This is a genomic window from Glycomyces luteolus, assembly GCF_027622875.1.
Classification (GTDB): Bacteria; Actinomycetota; Actinomycetes; order Mycobacteriales; family Micromonosporaceae; genus Glycomyces; species Glycomyces luteolus.
Window position 1 is genome coordinate 154,761 of record NZ_JAPZVP010000014.1, and the last position, 17,502, is coordinate 172,262.

General features: G+C 69.9%; 15 protein-coding genes and 2 pseudogenes. 13 read left to right on the forward strand and 4 right to left on the reverse strand.

Translation table 11 applies throughout. The annotated features are described in order from the left end of the window. The first annotated feature begins 37 nt into the window (after nt 1–37). The gene (locus O1R50_RS17785; protein ID WP_270111489.1) at nt 38–817 is read left to right on the forward strand and encodes a class I SAM-dependent methyltransferase; all 780 of its coding nucleotides are present in this window, start codon (nt 38–40) and stop codon (nt 815–817) included. 59 nt (nt 818–876) lie between these two features. Here the strand turns inward: O1R50_RS17785 and aac(3) are convergent, their stop codons facing one another. Beyond that, on the reverse strand, nt 877–1,680 hold the full coding sequence (aac(3), locus tag O1R50_RS17790) for an aminoglycoside 3-N-acetyltransferase (protein ID WP_270111490.1): 804 nt from the start codon (nt 1,678–1,680) through the stop codon (nt 877–879). After that, nucleotides 1,677–2,507 (reverse strand): MmyB family transcriptional regulator, encoded by an 831-nt coding sequence (locus tag O1R50_RS17795; RefSeq protein WP_270111492.1) that lies wholly within the window; start codon nt 2,505–2,507, stop codon nt 1,677–1,679. Before O1R50_RS17795 ends, aac(3) begins: the two co-directional genes overlap by 4 nt. A gap of 139 nt (nt 2,508–2,646) precedes the next feature. Here O1R50_RS17795 and O1R50_RS17800 point away from each other — a divergent pair, with 139 nt between their 5' ends. Further along, the gene (locus O1R50_RS17800) at nt 2,647–3,390 is read left to right on the forward strand and encodes an SDR family oxidoreductase (RefSeq protein ID WP_270111494.1); all 744 of its coding nucleotides are present in this window, start codon (nt 2,647–2,649) and stop codon (nt 3,388–3,390) included. Nucleotides 3,391–3,432: 42 nt separating this feature from the next. Here the strand turns inward: O1R50_RS17800 and O1R50_RS17805 are convergent. Further along, nucleotides 3,433–4,120: pseudogene (locus O1R50_RS17805) on the reverse strand (MFS transporter); the annotation flags it as partial. 357 nt (nt 4,121–4,477) lie between these two features. On the opposite strand from O1R50_RS17805, the gene O1R50_RS17810 reads away from it, so the two are divergent. The 3 genes from O1R50_RS17810 to O1R50_RS17820 all read left to right on the forward strand — a co-directional run bounded on the left by O1R50_RS17810 (nt 4,478) and on the right by O1R50_RS17820 (nt 5,723). After that, complete coding sequence (locus O1R50_RS17810; RefSeq protein ID WP_408612737.1) at nt 4,478–4,699, forward strand: YHS domain-containing protein; 222 nt, start codon at nt 4,478–4,480, stop codon at nt 4,697–4,699. A 131-nt stretch (nt 4,700–4,830) separates the two neighbouring features. Further along, the gene (gene clpS, locus O1R50_RS17815) at nt 4,831–5,127 is read left to right on the forward strand and encodes an ATP-dependent Clp protease adapter ClpS (protein ID WP_408612738.1); all 297 of its coding nucleotides are present in this window, start codon (nt 4,831–4,833) and stop codon (nt 5,125–5,127) included. Continuing rightward, nucleotides 5,127–5,723: a DUF2017 domain-containing protein gene (locus O1R50_RS17820; protein WP_270111499.1), complete on the forward strand. Its 597-nt coding sequence runs from the start codon at nt 5,127–5,129 to the stop codon at nt 5,721–5,723. Before clpS ends, O1R50_RS17820 begins: the two co-directional genes overlap by 1 nt. A 135-nt stretch (nt 5,724–5,858) precedes the next feature. Here the strand turns inward: O1R50_RS17820 and O1R50_RS17825 are convergent, their stop codons facing one another. Then, entirely contained in the window at nt 5,859–8,606 is a 2,748-nt protein-coding gene (locus O1R50_RS17825) for an exo-rhamnogalacturonan lyase family protein (RefSeq protein ID WP_270111500.1), read from the reverse strand. Nucleotides 8,607–8,784: 178 nt separating this feature from the next. Between O1R50_RS17825 and O1R50_RS17830 the strand changes: the two genes are divergently transcribed. The 8 genes and pseudogenes from O1R50_RS17830 to O1R50_RS17865 all read left to right on the forward strand — a co-directional run. Beyond that, nucleotides 8,785–10,623: a rhamnogalacturonan lyase family protein gene (locus O1R50_RS17830; protein WP_270111502.1), complete on the forward strand. Its 1,839-nt coding sequence runs from the start codon at nt 8,785–8,787 to the stop codon at nt 10,621–10,623. 57 nt (nt 10,624–10,680) lie between these two features. Then, the gene (locus O1R50_RS17835) at nt 10,681–12,369 is read left to right on the forward strand and encodes a DUF2264 domain-containing protein (RefSeq protein ID WP_270111503.1); all 1,689 of its coding nucleotides are present in this window, start codon (nt 10,681–10,683) and stop codon (nt 12,367–12,369) included. A gap of 148 nt (nt 12,370–12,517) precedes the next feature. Next, a complete protein-coding gene (locus tag O1R50_RS17840) occupies nt 12,518–13,810 on the forward strand; it encodes an ABC transporter substrate-binding protein (protein WP_270111504.1) in 1,293 nt (430 codons plus the stop codon). Between the two features lie 65 nt (nt 13,811–13,875). Then, nucleotides 13,876–14,670: an SDR family NAD(P)-dependent oxidoreductase gene (locus tag O1R50_RS17845; RefSeq protein ID WP_270111505.1), complete on the forward strand. Its 795-nt coding sequence runs from the start codon at nt 13,876–13,878 to the stop codon at nt 14,668–14,670. A 144-nt stretch (nt 14,671–14,814) separates the two neighbouring features. Continuing rightward, complete coding sequence (locus O1R50_RS17850; RefSeq protein WP_270111506.1) at nt 14,815–15,825, forward strand: LacI family DNA-binding transcriptional regulator; 1,011 nt, start codon at nt 14,815–14,817, stop codon at nt 15,823–15,825. Nucleotides 15,826–16,038: 213 nt separating this feature from the next. Then, entirely contained in the window at nt 16,039–16,245 is a 207-nt protein-coding gene (locus O1R50_RS17855) for a hypothetical protein (protein ID WP_270111507.1), read from the forward strand. A gap of 188 nt (nt 16,246–16,433) precedes the next feature. Next, the gene (locus tag O1R50_RS17860) at nt 16,434–16,619 is read left to right on the forward strand and encodes a hypothetical protein (protein ID WP_270111508.1); all 186 of its coding nucleotides are present in this window, start codon (nt 16,434–16,436) and stop codon (nt 16,617–16,619) included. 46 nt (nt 16,620–16,665) lie between these two features. Next, nucleotides 16,666–17,364: pseudogene (locus tag O1R50_RS17865) on the forward strand (IS630 family transposase); the annotation flags it as partial. Between the last annotated feature and the right edge of the window lie 138 nt (nt 17,365–17,502).

Here is a 17,502-nt window from a genome sequence, read left to right on the forward strand (position 1 = left end):
CACCGCGCCGCCGCGGCGGCCCTACCGAGGAGTGCGAATGCAGCCAGGCACATTGTGGAGCATGGGCGACTACGCCGCGAACGGCGACCGCTGGGCCGCCGCGAGTCTGGAGCTCGCCGTGGCGACGGTCCGGCCCGATATGGCGGTGCTCGACATCGCCTGCGGCCCAGGCCCCTTCGCGATCGCGGCCGCGCGAGTGGGTGCACAGGTCACGGCTCTGGACGCCGCGCCTAAGCTGCTGGAACTGGCGAAGCAGCGGGCCGGCGACGCGGGCGTCGCGGTCGAATGGATCGAAGCCGACATGACGGCCGTGCCCCTCGGCGATGCCCGCTTCGACCTCGTGGCCTCGGCCTTCGGCTGCATGTTCGCGCCCGACCCGGAGGCGATGGCGGCCGAACTCGTGCGCCTGTGCCGCAGCGGCGGCCGGATCGCGGTCCTCGCCTGGACCCCCGAATCCGCGTTCGGCTCGATGGCGCCGATGGTCCGGCCCTACCTGCCGAACGGCGGCGGCGGTGCGCGGGTCGAACGCTGGACCCGGCCCCAGAACGTCAAAGCGGTGTTCGCGGGCCAGCCGGTGCGCCTCCAGTTCACCGTCCGCACTGTCGACGTCGTCTGGGACGACCTCGAAGACGCCGTCAGCGACATCACCGAGCACAACCCGGCCTGGCTCGGCATCCGCGCCGCCGTGGAGCCGACCGGCCGCTGGAGCGATCTCGAATCCGACCTGAGTACGCTCCTCGCCGCCCGCGGCCGGATCGAACCCGGCCGGTTCGTGCTCCCCGTCGACTACCTGGAGACCTTGGCCCTTAAAGCCTGAGCAAGGCGTCGCGCTCCGCTCGCCCGGCCCAACGTCGCCGCACCAGGGGACGGCGGCGGTCAGCTCCCATAGCGCGATTCGAGCCATTCGACGGCGAACGCCACTATGGCCGGCGCATCGACGAGCACACTGCCCGCCTTGCCGATCGGCCCGCGCCGGCCGGCGCCGGACGCCAGGAAGTCCTCCACGATCAGCCGGAAGTAGTCCTCCGGCGGGCCGGGCACGACCGGCCTGCTCGTGTCGAACTCCTCGACGAGACGCCAGCGCGTGCCCTCCGGGGTTGCGAGCGGGTACTCGACCTGTATGCGGCGCTTGCCGGGCAGGACCGCGAGGTGCTCGGCGTGGTGGAGGATCGTCATCGTGTCGAGCGGCGCGCCGACCATGAGCACCCGGCCGCCCGCCGCGACCAGGCGCGCGAACGGCGAGCCCTCCCCGTAGCCGTAGTCGAGCGGATGGTCCGCGGTGAACCCGTCGGCGCGCGCGCCGATCGCCGCGACCGCCGCCCCAGGGTTCCCGCTGCGGCGCACGCCGGGACGAGTGCCGATCACGGCGGCGAGCACGCCGTGGTCCCGCGCCGGTCGGGCCGTCGCCGGATCGTAGGGCGGCACATGTTCACGGAACTCGTCCGCCACGCGGCCGTGCTCGTCCCACACGTCCACGCCCAGTTCCCAGTCCTGGTAGCTGAGGACCGTCCCCTCCGGACCGATGACGTCGAACAAGGCGTCGACCAGCGCGTCCGGACCGCCCAGGACCGTCCCCACCCGCCCGAACGCCGCGTGGACCATCACCGCGTCGCCCTCGGCCAGGCCGACCCGGCGGAGGTCACCGGCCAGGCTCGCTCGCGTCAGCACTGCGGTCGTCATGCGCCGAGCCTAGCCAGTTTCACCGCCGCGTCCGTGCCCGCGATCGGGGCCAGCCACAGCAGGCGCTGGCCGCCGTCCTCGGTGAAGAGATGGTGGCATTCGAGCTCGACCACGCCGATCGCCGGGTGCACGAGCCGCTTGCGGTCGAACCGGCGCACCGCCACGTCCCTGGCCGCCCACAGCCTCGCGAACTCCTCACTGCGGGAGAGCAGATCGGCGACCATCTTCTCCGCTTCGGCGTCGCCTCCCACCAGGGCGCGCCTGGCGGCGGTCGCCCGCGTATCGGCGACGAAGGACTGGGCGTGCCGGCCGTGGTCCTCCGCCGGGTAGATCGCCCGCGCGGAGGGATCGGTGAACCACCGGTAGACGGTGCTGCCCGTATAGCCGGGCTCGCCGACCGGGTCCATCTCGCCGAGGAGCTCAGCGGCGAGCCGGTTCTGCGCGAGCGGCTGGTGCAGGTCGGTCATGATCCGCGCCGGGGTGCCGTCGAGCCGTTCCAGCAGTGCCAGCAGCGAGGGGTCGGTGCGGCGGGACGGCTCCCCAGTCGGCGGTGCGGGACGCCCGGCGAGGTGGAACAGGTGGTCGCGTTCGTCGCCTGTGAGCCGCAGCGCCCGCGCGAGCGCGAGCAGCATCTGCTCCGAGGGCTGCACGCCCCGGCCGCGCTCCAGCTCGATGTAGTAGTCGATGGAGGCGTTCGCGAGGAACGCGACCTCCTCGCGGCGCAGGCCGGGCACGCGGCGGCGCGGCCCGCCCGTCAAACCGACATCGGCCGGCCTGATCCGGTCGCGTCGCGAGCGCAGGAATGCGGCGAGTTCAGTGGCGTCCACGCTCCAATCCTCCACGCCGCGGCGGCCGCGGCGAGCCGAGCGAGAGGGGGGTCGGCGACCCCGGGGTAAGCATGACCGCCCATGACCTCGGCATTCAGGGTCAAGATTGCGTCGAAACCTTGAACGAAGGGAGCGATCAATGAGCATCGACAGGGGAACCCGCACCGCCATCGTGACCGGCGGTTCGCGCGGCATCGGCCGCGCGGTCGTGCGCCGCCTCGCTGAGCAGGGCTATGCGATCGTCGTCGGATACGCCGGGAACACCGACGAGGCCGCGGCGGCGGTGAAGGAGGCGGTCGCCGTCGGGGCTGAGGCGCTGGCGTTCCAGGCGGACGTGGCGGACGAGACGGCGGTCGCCGGGATGTTCGCCGAGGCCGAGACCCGGTTCGGCGGCGTCGACGCGGTGGTGAACTCGGCGGGCCGCATGTACCTGGCGCCGGTGGCGGAACTCGACCTCGACGAGTTGGACGCCTTGCACCGCACCAATATCCGCGGTGCCTTCGTGGTCGCCCGCGAGGCCGCTCGCCGGGTGCGACCGGGCGGGTCGATCACCTTGTTCTCGACCTCCGTGGTCGGTACGTCTTTCCCCCACTACGGTGCGTACGCCGCCAGCAAGGGCGCGGTGGAGGCCCTGACCATGGTGCTCGCGAAGGAGATGCGCGGCCGCGACGTCAACGTCAACACGGTCGCCCCCGGGCCCACGGCGACCGACCTCTTCCTCGAGGGCAAGAGCGAGGAGCTGATCGCGCAACTCGCGCAGTCGAATCCGCTCGAACGGCTCGGGGAGCCGCGCGACATCGCCGAGGTGGCCGCGTTCCTGGCCTCGCCGCAGGGTCACTGGGTGAACGGCCAAGTCGTGCGCGCCAACGGCGGCATGGTCTGACGCGAGGGGAGGCGTCGGCCTCCCCCTCGCGATCCGCGGTGCTCAGGCGGCCTTCACCAGGTCCGGCTTGCGGGAGCGGACCGTGGCGGCGGTCGTGATGATCGCCAGCACCGCGACGGCGGCGGCGGCGGTGAACGCGGCCGAGTAGCCGTCGGTGAGCGCGACCGGGTCGCCGAGTTCGTCGGCGCCGAGCGGGACCGCGATGGCGGTCACGGTCGCGAGGCCGAGCGCGGAGCCGATCTGGTAGCTCGTGTTCACGATGCCCGAGGCGAGGCCGCCCTGCTCGGGTGCGGCGCTGGAGATCGCCATCTGCAGCGACGGGATGAACGCGAGCGACATGCCGAGCGCGGCGACGAGCGAGGCCGGGAGCACGTCGGCCGCGAACGTCCCGTCAGGACGGACGAGCGAGAGCCATCCCAGGCCCGCCGCGAGCAGGGCCAGTCCGGTGACGATCATCGCCTTGGGTCCGAACGCCGCCGTGAGACGCGGTGCGAGCACGACCATGCCGATCATGCAAGGTCTGGGGTGAGGCCCAGCCGGTCTCGGGGGCCCGCACGATCGCGAAGACCAGTCCGCCGAGGCCGAACGTGGCGGTCGCCGCGCCGATCCAGTCGATCGAGCCGTGCGTCCCGGCGCCGCCGGGCAGGAGCGCCGGTGCGGCGGCCACGGCCAGGACGGCGATGGGGAGGTTGATGTAGAACAATCGACGTGTCCATGATGACCATGAACTGGGCTAGGGCGATGAGTCCGAGCGCGACCCAGCGTCGCGATGCCGGAGGTGTGGTTGTCGCTGACATGACCTCTCCTAATACCGGTGGGGGGTATAATGCGATCGCACTGCACCCGTTGGGGGAGAACCGCTCCGGAGGTGGGGCGGCAGCGGCCCGGGTGGGCCGCCCGCCATTTCTAATATACCCCCTGGGGGTATATCAAGCCGCGAATCGCAGTGACCCTGGACACTCCGGGCTCCGCTTCGAATCCTGGACACGGCCTTGACTGTTATACCCCCTAGGGGTATAAATGGCTTCCATCGCCGCGAAGCGCGCCGCGGCCGGTGACCATCCGACGCAACGAAAGCGAGCACGCCATGTGCAACTCCGAAGCCTCCAGCCGCCACACCGACACCGCCGCCGAAGCGGGCGCCGAGACCGCCGAATGCCCCGTCATGCGCGGCAGCCTCGTCGTCAAGGCCGACGCCGAGGCTGCGGGCCTCTTCCGCGACTACGAAGGCGAGCGCTACTGGTTCTGCTGCGCCGGCTGCGGCCCGGCCTTCGACGCCGACCCCGCGAAGTACGCGATCGCCGCCTGACTCCACCGCCCGGTCCCGCCGCACCGGCGGGGCCGGGTCGCCGAACCGACAATCCCGCCACATGCCGCCGCCCGCCCGGACCCGGATGGCAGCATTGGCGTGTGCAAGCCAGAACAGCCGCCGTCCCGCCCGTGCGATGCGCCGCGGCGGTCGAGACCGAGCGATCCGCGACCCCGTCCGAGGTCGCCGACCCCGACGTCCCGTGGATCACGCTCGTGCACAACGACCCGGTCAACCTGATGAGCTACGTCGCGTACGTCTTCCAGTCGTACTTCGGCTTCTCCGAGGCGAAGGCGAACCAGCTCATGCTCGACGTCCACAACAAGGGCCGCGCGGTCGTCTCCAGCGGCACCCGCGAGGAGATGGAACGCGACGTGCAGGCCATGCACGGCTACGGCCTCTGGGCCACCCTGCGGCAGGACCGCTGATGGGCCGCTACTTCACCGCCGAGGACGGCGGCGCGGCCGCCTCCTTCGACGAGATCGAGGCCGGCGTCCTGCGCGCCTACGCCGAGCAGATGCTCGAACTCATCGACGCCCGCGAGGGCACCGGCGGCACTGCCGAGGACCTCATCGCCTCGGCCTTCATCGAAGGCCCCACCGAACTCCCCGAGGACCCGGCGCTGGCCCGCCTCTTCCCCGACGCCTACACCGATCCCGGCCCCGACGGCGACGCGCAGGCCGCCTCCGCCGAGTTCCGCCGCTACACCGAGAACGACCTGCGCGCCCGCAAACGCGACGACGCGCGGGCGGTGATCCGCTCGCTCGAGGCGCTGGCCCCCGAAGGGCGCCGGCGCGAGCGGCTGCACCTCGAGCCGGACGAGTGCCGCCAATGGCTCGGCGCCCTGAACGACCTGCGGCTCGTCATCGCGTCCCGCCTCGGGATCACCCAGGACGAGGACTTCGAGGAGCTGATGGACCTCGAGGACGACGATCCGCGCAGCCCGCTCGTGCTGACTTACGGCTGGCTGACCACGTTGCAGGACACGCTGGTGGAAGCGATGATGCGGTCCCTTGAGCGGTGAGGAGGCGGGCGGACGGGCATAGGGGATGCCCCTTACCCGCCCGCTGTCCGCCTCCGACCAACCCAAAAGGACCACCCTTCCACAAGGGTCCGACATGACCGCGAATGCCCAGCTCAGGACCGCATCGAGCGCTGCCTACTCCTCCGGGGCGAAGTCGCCGACCAGATGGAGGATCTGGATCGCGGCCAGACCCCATTGGGCGATGTCGTTCGTGCCTCCGTTGGGCCACCAGGCGATCGGGTTGAGCGTCGATTCGACGGCCTCGGTCTCTCGCGGCGTGTAGTCGGGTGCGTCCTTTGCGCCCCGGAACCGGTCCCAGGCGAGCCGGGCCTGCGACTCGTCGCCGGTCCGCCGGTACACGAACGCGTTCGCGCGTGTGTAGGAGTACAGGAACAGGTCGCCGAACCGGCCGCCGTACTCGGCCTCCTGCTCCTGGCGGGTGGCGGTGTAGAAGCGGGAGTACTTGAGCCAGTCCGCCTCGAACGCCGGCATGTCGATCTGCTGGATGAGCTCCGCGCAGATCTCGATGCGGCCGAAGGAGTTCGAGAGGTTGCTGCGCTCTGTCACCGGCGTCTCGGCGATCGCGTACCGGCCGGTGTCCATGTCGTACAGCGCCGAGCCCTGCGCGAACCCGTTGGGCTGGGCCGCGATCGTCTCCATCGTGCCGAGCACCTTGTCGCGGCAGAACTCCCAGTCGGGGCCGCGCCGCTCCCATTCGGTGAGCCACGCGGCGGCCAGCGCCGCCCAGCTCGTGCCGAAGCCGATGTCGATCGCGTTCCGGTCGGGGACCCAGGGGTCCTCGGGGGAGCGGATCTTGCGGCCGGTGTCCAGGACGAGCGCGGTCGCTTCGCTGCCGGCGAGCATGTGGAGCATGTCGCCGGTGCGCTCGTCGGCGGTGAGGTAGTAGAAGTACCTGCGGTAGTTGGCGTTCGAGACGCGCACCTGCTTGGAGGAGTCGCCCCAGTGCTGGACGCCGTGCCGCGTGCCGAGCCCGGCCCATTCGCCGATGTGGTAGCAGTTGACCTCGCTGGTCTTGCGGGTCATGGCCTCGGCGAAGCGGAACACCTCGGGCCGGTTGGTGTGCAGGTAGGCCATCCAGATCCATTGGTCGGGGGAGATCTCGGAGTTGTCCCAGGCATAGCCGCCGACGTCGTAGCGCCAGATCTTCCGGTCGGTGTCCTTGGAGTGCATGAAGTCGCCGAAGTCCCAGAAGCCGTACCAGTGCCGCTGGTCCTGCTCGGTGCGGTAGTGCTCGAACAGGAAGTCGAGGGTGTCCTCGACGTCGGCCTTGACCGGGTGGGACCGGTCGACGGGTCCGAAGAGGCCGCCGAAGGCCCCGGCCGCGCTCATGTGCTCGGTGGGGGCGATGACCTGCGGCTGGGCGCGCACGACGTCGGCCATCGCGCCGAGGCGCTCGTGCGTGGGCGTGGCCTCGGTGACCCAGAACTGGAGTTCGGTGGTGCGGGCGACGCCGTAGGGGGTGCCGAAGCCGGGTTCGTAGTCCTCGTAGGTGATCTCGAGGGCGTCGAGCTGCTCGGGATAGGTGTCCTGGCCGAGGCCGTCGTGGTAGAAGCGGGTGTCCATGGGCTGGGCTTCGGGCGACCACATCCACACGGTCACCGTGGCCTCTTCGGTGTGGGCGCCGCGGATGTCGAGGCCGGTGGGGTGGCGCTGCCAGAAGTCCTTCATGCCGAAGCCGAACCCGCCGGAGGGCCCGCCGACGTACCCGAACCCGGAGGCGCGGCGGCCCTGGTCGACCGGCACCCAGCCGTGGCCTTCCTTGGTGCGCTTCTTGATCGCGAAGCCCTCGCTGTTGAGCTGGGCGAGGGAGTAGTCGCCCCAATTCGGGATCCAGTGGAGCCGGGTCGTGACCCGCTGGTCCCAAGTGGAGGGATCGGGTAGCGCCTGGCCCGCGACCTGAGCGGCGCGCACGTTCGCGCCGGGGTCGCGGCGCAGTCCCGTGATGCCCTTGACGGATTCGGTGAGCTGGCCGTGGCCTTCGCCGACGAAGCGCACGTGGCGGTCGTAGAGCTCGTCGGTCATCGCGACTTTGAAGCGCACGCCGAGCCCGGCGATGAAGGCGTCCTCGCCGTCGGAGTCGAACACGAAGGTGTGGACCATCCGGAAGGACTCGCCGCCCGCGTAGAAGTAGAGGCGCACGGTGAACGGCAGCCAGGTGCGGCCCCGCGACTTGCGGTGCGTGCCGGTGACCTTGACGACGGCGCGCACGGGCCCGTCCTGTTCGACGACGACCTCGTCGATGTCGCTGGTGTAGCGGTCGCGGCTCACCGATCCGGTCTCGGGGTCGGGGGCCTCGTCCTGGGTGATGTTGACGAGGTGCCCGTTCTTGACGAGGGTGCGGTCGCCGCGCTTGACGTGCTTGATGAGGTCGGTGCCGGACTTGCTGATGCGAGCGGTGATCACGCCGGTGCTGACGTCGATGTGGTTCCTGGTCTCCGAGACGGTGACCGGGAACGCCGGCGCGGCGGGCTCGCCCGCTTCAAGGGTGAAGCTCTCGGCGGTGGCGGCCGGGCCGATCGCGTGGGCGGTCCACTTGAGGGAGCCGTCGGGCCAGTACGCGAGCGGCCAGGTCTGGACGGGCACCGTGGCGCCGTCGTCGGCGGTGAGCTGGAAGGCCTGGTTCTCGGGGAACCGGCCTTGGCCCCAGGGGACGCCCCAGGTCGAGCCGGGGGATTCGGCTGGTCTGCCTTCGAGCCAGCGCAGTTCGACCGAGGAGGGCCCCGCGATGTCCGCGGTCTCGGTCTGGGCGTGGGCGGGTGCCGCTTCGAAAAGCGCGGCTCCTGCCGCAACCGTGGCCGTGGCCGCGAGGACGCCGCGGCGGCTGACGCCTGGCGGTTCGGATGCTGGGGCGGGGCTGGTCAAGGTTCCTCCAAGGGGATGGGTGACCGTGGGGATTAAACCGTTTTAACTCAAGGGGTTCAATATAGTCATGCGTCAATGTATAGTCAAGCCTCCCAGGGAGTGCCGAGGCCCTGTCGGATCAAGGCATGACCACCGGCCCGCAGGCGCTTCCCTTCCAACCGGCATACTTGGAGCAGTCATGGAAACGTTTACGCGCGTTCGGGTCGCGGGGGCGGTGGTCGGCCTCCTGGCCGCCTCCGCCGCCTTCGCACTGAGCACCACGACCACCAACGCGGAAGAACCCGTCACCGCGCAGCAGACCGCCCGGCCCATGGAGGACCTCGGCCGCGGCGTCGTCGCGGTCCGCAACGGGAGCGGCGTCCACGTCAGCTGGCGCCTCCTGGGCCTCGACCCGAACGGCATCGGCTTCAACGTCTACCGCTCCACCGCGGGCGGCGCCTGGACCAAGCTCAACGGCTCCGTCCTCACCGGCGGCACCAACTACACCGACACCACCGCGAACCTCTCGCAGGCCAACGCCTACCGGGTCGCGCCTGTCGTCGGCGGCGCCGAGCAGCAGCCCAGCACCGCGTTCACCCTGAGCGCCAACCACGCCGACGAGCCCGTGGTCCGCATCCCGATCCGCGACGGCGGCCCCGTCAAGTTCACCTGGACCGGCGACCTCGACGGCGACGGCGAATACGACTACGTCGTCGACCGCCAGACCTCGCCCCAGTCCATCGAGGCCTACAAGAGCGACGGCACCTTCCTCTGGGAGGTCGACCTCGGCCCCAACAGCACCAACCAGGACAACATCGAACCCGGCTCCGCCACGATCGACGTGGGGCACAACGACGGCGTCACCGTCTACGACTTCAACATGGACGGCTACGCCGAAGTCGCGCTCAAGATCGCCGACGGCGTCACCTTCGGCGACGGCCAGACCTGGACCCACTCCGACGACAACCGGCAGTGGGTCGCGATCCTCGACGGGCGCACCGGCGCCCTGCGCAACTACTCCGGCATCCCCACCGACTACCTCGCCGACGGCCCGATGGCCGCCCGATTCGGCGTCGGCCACCTCGACGGCGTCACCCCCAGCCTCGTCGCGTTCATGAAGAACCGCAAGGACAACGGCTCCTTCAACCTGACCATCGCAGCCTGGAACTGGAGCGGCTCCAACCTGACCCAGAAGTGGAAATGGCTGCGCGGCAGCCAGAACGCCCCCGACGGCCACAACACCCGCATCATCGACGTGAACGGCGACGGCAAGGACGAAGTCGCCGAGATCGGCTTCGTCCTCAACGGCGACGGCACCCTCCGCTACTCCCTCGCGAGCCAGGGCATCATCCACGGCGACCGCTTCCACATCGCCGACATCGACCCCGGCCGCCCCGGCCTCGAAGGCTACGGCGTGCAGCAGGACAACCCCAGCGGCCTGCGCGAGTACTACTACGACGCCTCCACCGGCCAGATGATCTGGAAGCACACCCTCAGCGGCACCGCCGACGTCGGCCGCGGTATGGCCGGCGACGTCGACCCCCGCTTCCCCGGCATGGAGGTCTGGTCCTTCGACGGCCTCTACAACGCCGCGCAGAACAAGCTCACCGAACCGAACACCTCCCTGCGTCCCTGGCCGCAACTCGGCCTGTGGTGGGACGGCGACCTCACCATGGAACTCCTCAACTCCGGCAAGATCGAGGAATGGGACCCGCTCAACCCGACCCCCACCGGCAGCCTGCCGCGCATCGAGTCCACCTGGAACTACGGCGCCGTCACCGCCGCCCAGGGCGGACCCACCCTCGTCGGCGACCTCTTCGGCGACTGGCGCGAAGAGGCCGTCTACACCAATGCCGCGTATGACCAGCTCATCGTCTTCACCACCGACAAACCCAGCTCCACCAGGCTCTACACCCTGGCGCACAACCCCGCCTACCGCAACGCCATGACCCTCCACGGGTACATGCAGAGCCACCACGTCGACTACTTCCTCGGCTCGGGCATGGCCATCCCGCCCGGGCCGCGCATCACCTACTGACCGCCAGGCGGGGCCGCTCCGGCGGCCCCACCGCCACGAACCGATAGCGAGTGCTCTGTGACCTCCCCATTGCGGGCCTTCGGGCCGCTCGAACCGACCTTCAACGGCTGGCAGTACGCGGCGGTGGCCCTCGGGCGACCCGCCGTCGCACTCGCCGCCCGAGGACCGGACGAGATGCCGGTGACCATGTCGAACCACTCCCACAAGGAGAACTGGTTCGAACTGCTCACCCGCCCGCTCTGGGGGCTCGCACCCGCGAAAGCCGCAGTGCCCCAAGACCTCTGGGACCTCCTCGGCGCCGCCATCACCCGCGCCCTCGACCGCGACGACGCCTGGTACATCGGCGACGTCGGCCCTCGCACGCAGCGCTGCGTCGAATCCGCCGCCCTCGGCCAAGCCCTCGTCCTCGCTCCCGAGAAGCTCTGGGACCCCCTGCGCCCCAAAGCCAAAGACAAGATCGCCGCCTGGCTCGCCCACGCCTACGAAGCCGAGGTCATCGACAGCAACTGGCGGTTCTTCCCCGTCCTCGCCGGGCACGGACTCGACGCCGTCGGCGTCGAACGCGACACCGCCGTCGCCGACGCGCACCTGAAACGCCTGGGGGAGTTCCACCTCGGCGACGGCGTCTACGAAGACGGCCCAGGCAACCGCGTCGACTACTACAACCCGTTCGCCTTCCACACCTACGGGCTCCTCCACTTCCGCATCACCGGCGACGACCGCTTCGTCGAACCCGCCGCGGCCTTCGCCAGGCGCTTCCGGTCCTGGTTCGCCGCCGACGGGGCCGGCGTCCCCTATGGACGCAGCCTCGGCTACCGCTTCGCGCAGGGCTCGCTGTGGGGCGCGCTGGCGGCGGCCGACGTGGAGGCCGTGCCGTGGGCCGAGGCCGCCGGTTTTAGCCGCCGCCATCTCGCGTGGTGGTGGGACAAGCCGATACTTGAACCGGACGGGCGCCTCAGCGTCGGCTACGGATACCCGAACGACGCCCTGGTCGAGCAGTACCTCACCGCCGGCTCCCCGTGGTGGGCCACGAAGGTCTTCACCGGGCTGCTCGCCGGTCCCGGCCACCCGTTCTGGAACGCCGAGCCCGTACCGCCCGGCCCGGTCGTCGAGCTGCACCCGCCCGCGCGCGCGATCCACGTGCGCGACGCCGGCGGCCACGTGACCCGCCTCAACGGGCAGGCCTGGCGGTCGATGATGCGCGGCGGCAAGGACACCTACGGTCGGCTCGCGTACTCGTCCCTCGCCGGGTTCTCGCACTCGGTGGACGGGCCGGGTCTCGAGGCGGCCGCTCCCGATGGGGCCCTGGTGTTCTCGGAGGACGGCCGCCACTGGCGGGGCCGCGAGGACTCCGACGACGGCGTCGTCGACGACGACGGGACGCTCACCGTGGTCTGGCGGCCCTGGGCGGACGTCGCGGTCACCACCACATTGGATGCCGGGATCGACGGCTGGCACACCCGCACGCACGTGATCGACACCGAGCGGACGCTCCACACCGGCGAAGGCGGCTGGTGCGTCCCGCGCGACGGCCACGAGGCCGCGATCGCGAACGACCGCATCGCCGTGGTCTCCCAAGGGATCCGGAGCGAGCTCGTCGACGGCGGCGGCCGCCGCGCGGGACTGATCGCACCGATGCCAGGCACCCACCTCTACTGGCCCGCCACGATGCTTCCGGTCCTCACGGGGGTGATCGAACCCGGTCGGCACGTGCTCCGCGCCAAGGTCTTCGCCGGAAGGGACTGAATCCTCGCCGAAGCGCCTTGACAGCCTTGGAAAGGGCGATCTAAGGTGACACATCGAAAGTTAAAACGATTTAACAATATGGATGCGAACCGCCCCCTCCATCTCCCCCCGACCCATCCCCTCCCCTCACAACAGAAGGAGTGCATCAATGTCGATCCACAATCCCCTCCGCCGCCGGAGCCTGCTCGCGGGCGCGACCGCCGCGGCGGCGCTCGGCGCCACGGCCGCGTGCGGCGACGACAGCCCGGCCGGGACCGCCGAGGACCCGGTCGAGATCGGCTTCGAATGGTGGGGCGACGACGCCCGCGCCGAGGTCACCAAGCAGGCCGTCGACCTCTTCATGCAGAAGAACGAGGGCATCAAGGTCCTCACCAACTTCGCCGACTACCCCGCCTATTGGGAGAGCCTCACCGGCCGCATGGCCTCGCGCGACCTCCCCGACGTCTTCCAGATGGACTACCCGCGCCTGCGCCAGTTCGGCGCCACCGGGATGCTGCTGCCCCTCGACGGCGTGGTCGCGACCGACGACTTCCGCGACGGCGTGCTCGACACCGCCGAACTCGACGGCAAGCTCGTCGCAGTCCCGGTCGGCAGCAACATGTTCGGCCTCATCTACCGCCCCGACTGGTTCGCGGAGCACGGCATCGCCGTCCCCGAGGCCGGGTACACCTGGGAGGACTACGGCAACCTCATCGCCCAGGTGACCACCGCGCTCGGCGAAGGCAAGTGGGGCGGCAGCGACTGGGCCAGCTCCTACCTGCTCATGGAACTGTGGCTGCGCCAGCAGGGCGGGGCCTTCTACGCAGACGACGCCGCGAGCCTGGCGTTCACCAAGGAGCAGCTCGTCGAATGGTGGTCCTCGACCGCCGAGCTCGTGGCCTCGGGCGCGATGCCCCCGCCGGAGATCGCCGCCGAAGCCACCGCGCCCGGCGTCGCGGGCGGCGTGATGGCGACCGAACTGCGCTGGGACACGGCGATGAGCGGCTACTGGGAGTCGGTGGCCGACAGCGGCGGCACCCTCGCGCTCGCCCCGCCGCCCTCCGCCGACCCACAGAACCTCGCCCTCCACCTGCGGCCCTCCGTGCAGTTCGTGATCGCCGCGAACTCCGAGGCCCCCGAGGCGAGCGCCAAACTCATCGAGTTCATGCTCTCCGACCCGGAGGCCGCCGCGATCCTGGGCACGAACCGCGGCATCCCCTCGACCGCGACCGGTCTCGAGAGCGTCGAGATCGACGAAGCCTCGCAGGTCGTGCTCGACTACGAGGCCACCGTCGAGCAGTACCTCATCGACGCACCCGTCGTGCCCCCGGCCGCCGCCGGCGCCATCGAAGCCAAGTTCACCGAGATCTACGGCCAGGTCCAGTACGGCGAGATGACCGCGGCCCAGGCCGCCGACCTGTTCTTCACCGAAGCCGAGACCCTGTTCCAGAGCGAGCAGTAGCGCCACCCCGGCGGGGGAGCGGTCTGGTGAGTGCCGCTCCCCACTCCCGTCGATAGACTCGCGCGATGCAGTCACCTTCCCGGCCAACCGCTCTCATCACCGGCGGTGCGGCAGGCATCGGGGCGTCCTTCGCCCGGGCGCTCGCTCGGGACGGCTACCGGCTCGTCCTGGTGGACCGTAACGGCGAAGGGCTGCAGCGGTTCGCGGGCTCCTTCGACGCGGACACCGAGGTCGTCACGGCCGATCTCACCGTCGAAGGGGACCTCGCCCGGGTCGAGCAGCGCTGCCGCGAAGGTGTCGACCTGCTGGTGAACAACGCCGGTTTCGGCCATCCCACTGAATTCCTCAGCACCTCCGCAGTGGCCGAGCTCGCGATGTCGAAGCTGCACATGGACGTCGTCCTGCGCCTCACCCTCGCCGCTCTGCCGGGCATGATCGAGCGCGGTCGCGGCGGCATCATCAACCTCGGTTCGGTCCTCGGGTTCTTTCCCAGCTCCACGTATTCCGCCTCGAAGGCGTGGGTCATCAACTTCAGCCAGTCCGCGTTCACCAAGGCCCGCCCGAGCGGTGTGACGGTCACGGTGCTGTGCCCGGGCTTCACCCGCACCGAGTTCCACGACAGCGCCGGAATGAACATGACGAAGATCCCGGGCTTCCTGTGGCTGGAGGCGGACGCCCTGGTCAAGGCGGCACTGAGTGACTGGCGCCAAGGCAAGGCCGTGAGCATTCCCGGCTGGCGGAACAAGACCATCGCCGCCCTCAGCAGGCTCCTGCCGATGCGCCTGATCCTCCGCATCCACGCCGGCACCGGCAAGCATTCGTTGGCAGTGCGCGAACGGACCCCCGTCACGCGGCCTTAGGACGGGCCGGAACTTGACACGTCCTCAACGAGCGGGAATCATGGTTTCAGTAACCGTTCTCGAAAAACTTTAACTGGGGTGAATTCTTTGGCGCGCAAAGCGAACGCTTCGGGTGACGGAACGCGCCACACCACCATTCGCGAGGTGGCCGAACGGGCCGGCGTCTCGGTCGCCACCGTCTCGCGCATCCTCTCGGGCACCTACCCCGCCGCCCCCGCCACCCGCAGCAAGGTCATGCGCGCCGTCGAAGAACTCGACTACGTCGCCAATCACCACGCCCGCGCCCTCCAAGGGACCACCCGCAAGAGCATCGCCATCATCGTCAACTCGGTGATCTCCCCGCACTACGCCCATGTGGCCCAAGGGGTCCAGACCCAGGCTGCCGAGGACAGCCGCCTCTGCCAGATCGGCACCACGGGCGGTGACGCCGAGCGCGAGCTCGCCATGGTCCAGTTCATGCGCGAGCAGCACCCCGAGGCCGTGATCCTCGTCGGCAACGTGAACGCCGACGCCGAGTACCGGGCCCGCATGAGCCGGTACGCGCACGCGCTCGCCGCCATCGGCTCGCGCCTCGTGCTCTGCGGCAGGCCCCCGCTCGGCCCGGACGTGCCCGCGGTGGTCGTCGAATACGACAACACCGGCGGCGCGTTCGCGGCCACCAGCCACCTGCTCTCCAACGGCCACAAGCGCATCCTCTACCTGGGGCGGCGCGACGGGTACACGACCGCCGACGCCCGGATCGAGGGCTACCGCAAGGCCCTCGCGGCCTACGGCGCCGAGCACGACCCGGGGCTCGAGGTCGACGGCACATTCGAGCGCTTCGAGGGCTACCGGATGATGAAGGAGCGCCTGGCCGCCGGGCCGCCCGACTACACGGCGGTCTTCTCCGGCAACGACCAGATCGCCGCGGGCGCGCGCCAGGCCCTGCTCGAACACGGCCTGCGGGTGCCCGAGGACGTCTCCATGGTCGGCTTCGACGACCTGCCTCCGGCCGCCGACATCGATCTGACCACGGTCTACCAGCCGCACGAGGAGCTCGGCCGCACCGCCGTGCGCCTCGCGCTGGAGCACGCCCGCCAGGGCGGCCCGCCCCCGCACACGATTCTCGGCACCCACCTGGTGCTCCGCGGCTCAGTGCGCCCGCGCATGCCGTAAGCCCTCACGAGGACGCCCGGCACTCGTGAACCACGCAAGTGGACGATGCCGGGTGCGCTCGGGCAAACAGTTCCCCTTCCGGACTGGAAGCAGACGCCACTGCACGGTGGTCTCCGCGGCACCGAAGGAGTTCCGCGGCGACATCTTGATCGAGCACGTCATGGACTGCCCCGGCCAGACCGGAGTCGCCTGGAGCACCGAGGAATCCGACCGATGGGCCGTCGGCGACCGAGCCATCGGATACTTCACGCGCACTACTCGTTCGGTGACCGCGATTGGACGGAGAGGGTCCTCTGGGCCGTCGGCGCCCTCATTGCCCTGCTCGTCTCGATGATCTGGCGCCTGATCACCGTCGACGACGGTTCCCTGCAAGGCCGCTTCACCGGTCAGCCGCTCGAACCCGACCGTTCCCAGCTGTGACGCACTGACCCGGTTGGGGATCGTGTCGTGATCACCTTCGACGGCAAGTTCATCGGCTACCGGCGGTCGAGGTCACGAAGGGGCCCTGGGATCTTGGGCTCCTTCGGCGGGCTGATGTGTTGCGGGGGTGCGGCTTAGAGCGGGCGGCGACGAAGCGGTGGCGGGTTGGGCGGGGCTTCTGTTCGGCTGTGGGGTCTGATTCGTGTGAGGTTCAGGCGGGCAGGGCCCGGCTCCTCGCCTGCGAAGCCGCCATCATCCCCGCCGTCTTCAACTACCGCACCGGCGAAGCGGTCGAACTGGGCCGCGCCGAGCGCCTCCCCAACACCGCGCTCCGCCGCAAACTCGAGCTCGAGCAGCCTGATGGCTGCCCGTAGGCGATAGTTTCACTAACCGCGTTTCCGCAGGACACCAGGCCGACGGGTCGGTGAGCAGACCAAGCTGTCGACTTCGGAGGCCGAGGCCCTGGTCGGGTCGATCGTGGACTACGAGCCCGATGATCTTGAGCTGGGCGGGAAGTTGTGGACCCGCCGCAAGATCTGCGTCCTGGCCGAACGGTTGTTCGGGGTGTCCTTCACCGAGCAAAGCATGGGCAAGCTGCTGCGGCGCATGGACTTCAGCTTCCAGCGGCCCGACAAGCGGGCGATCGAAGCCGATCCGGAGGCGATGCGCGAGTGGGTAGAGGAGACCTATCCCGCTTGGCGCGAGCGGGCCCGCTCCGAGGGGGCGGTGGTCTTGTTCGGCGACCAGGTCGGGGTCCGCTCCGATCAACTGTCCGGGCGTACTTGGGGTCGCAAGGGACAGACACCGACCACGGCGCGGACAGGGAACCGGTTCGGGCTCAGTGCGATGTCGACCATCTCCACCAGGGGCGACCTGCACTTCACGATCTTGAGGGACAAGTTCAACGCCGAGGTCTTCATCGTCTTCCTCGACCGGCTGCTGGGCCAGTTCGAGGAGAAGATCCACCTCGTCGTCGACGGGCACTCCGCCCACCGCGCCAAGAAGGTCCAGATGGAGCGATCGGTCCGGGCGTTCTTCCACCGCGTTCAGAAGCTCCCGACCCGTGCGCTCAGCTACTTCCAAGCGCCGCATACGAAGTACGTCAGCTCAACCATCTAGTTCGACTGTGAGGTACTACGGTGGAGCAAATTCCTCCCGGAATCCGTCGGCCGCATTGTGAAGGAACGACCGTGACCCTACAGCGACACTTCACCGCTTCCGTCTGCGTCTTCAATGACGAAGGCGCGATGCTGCTCG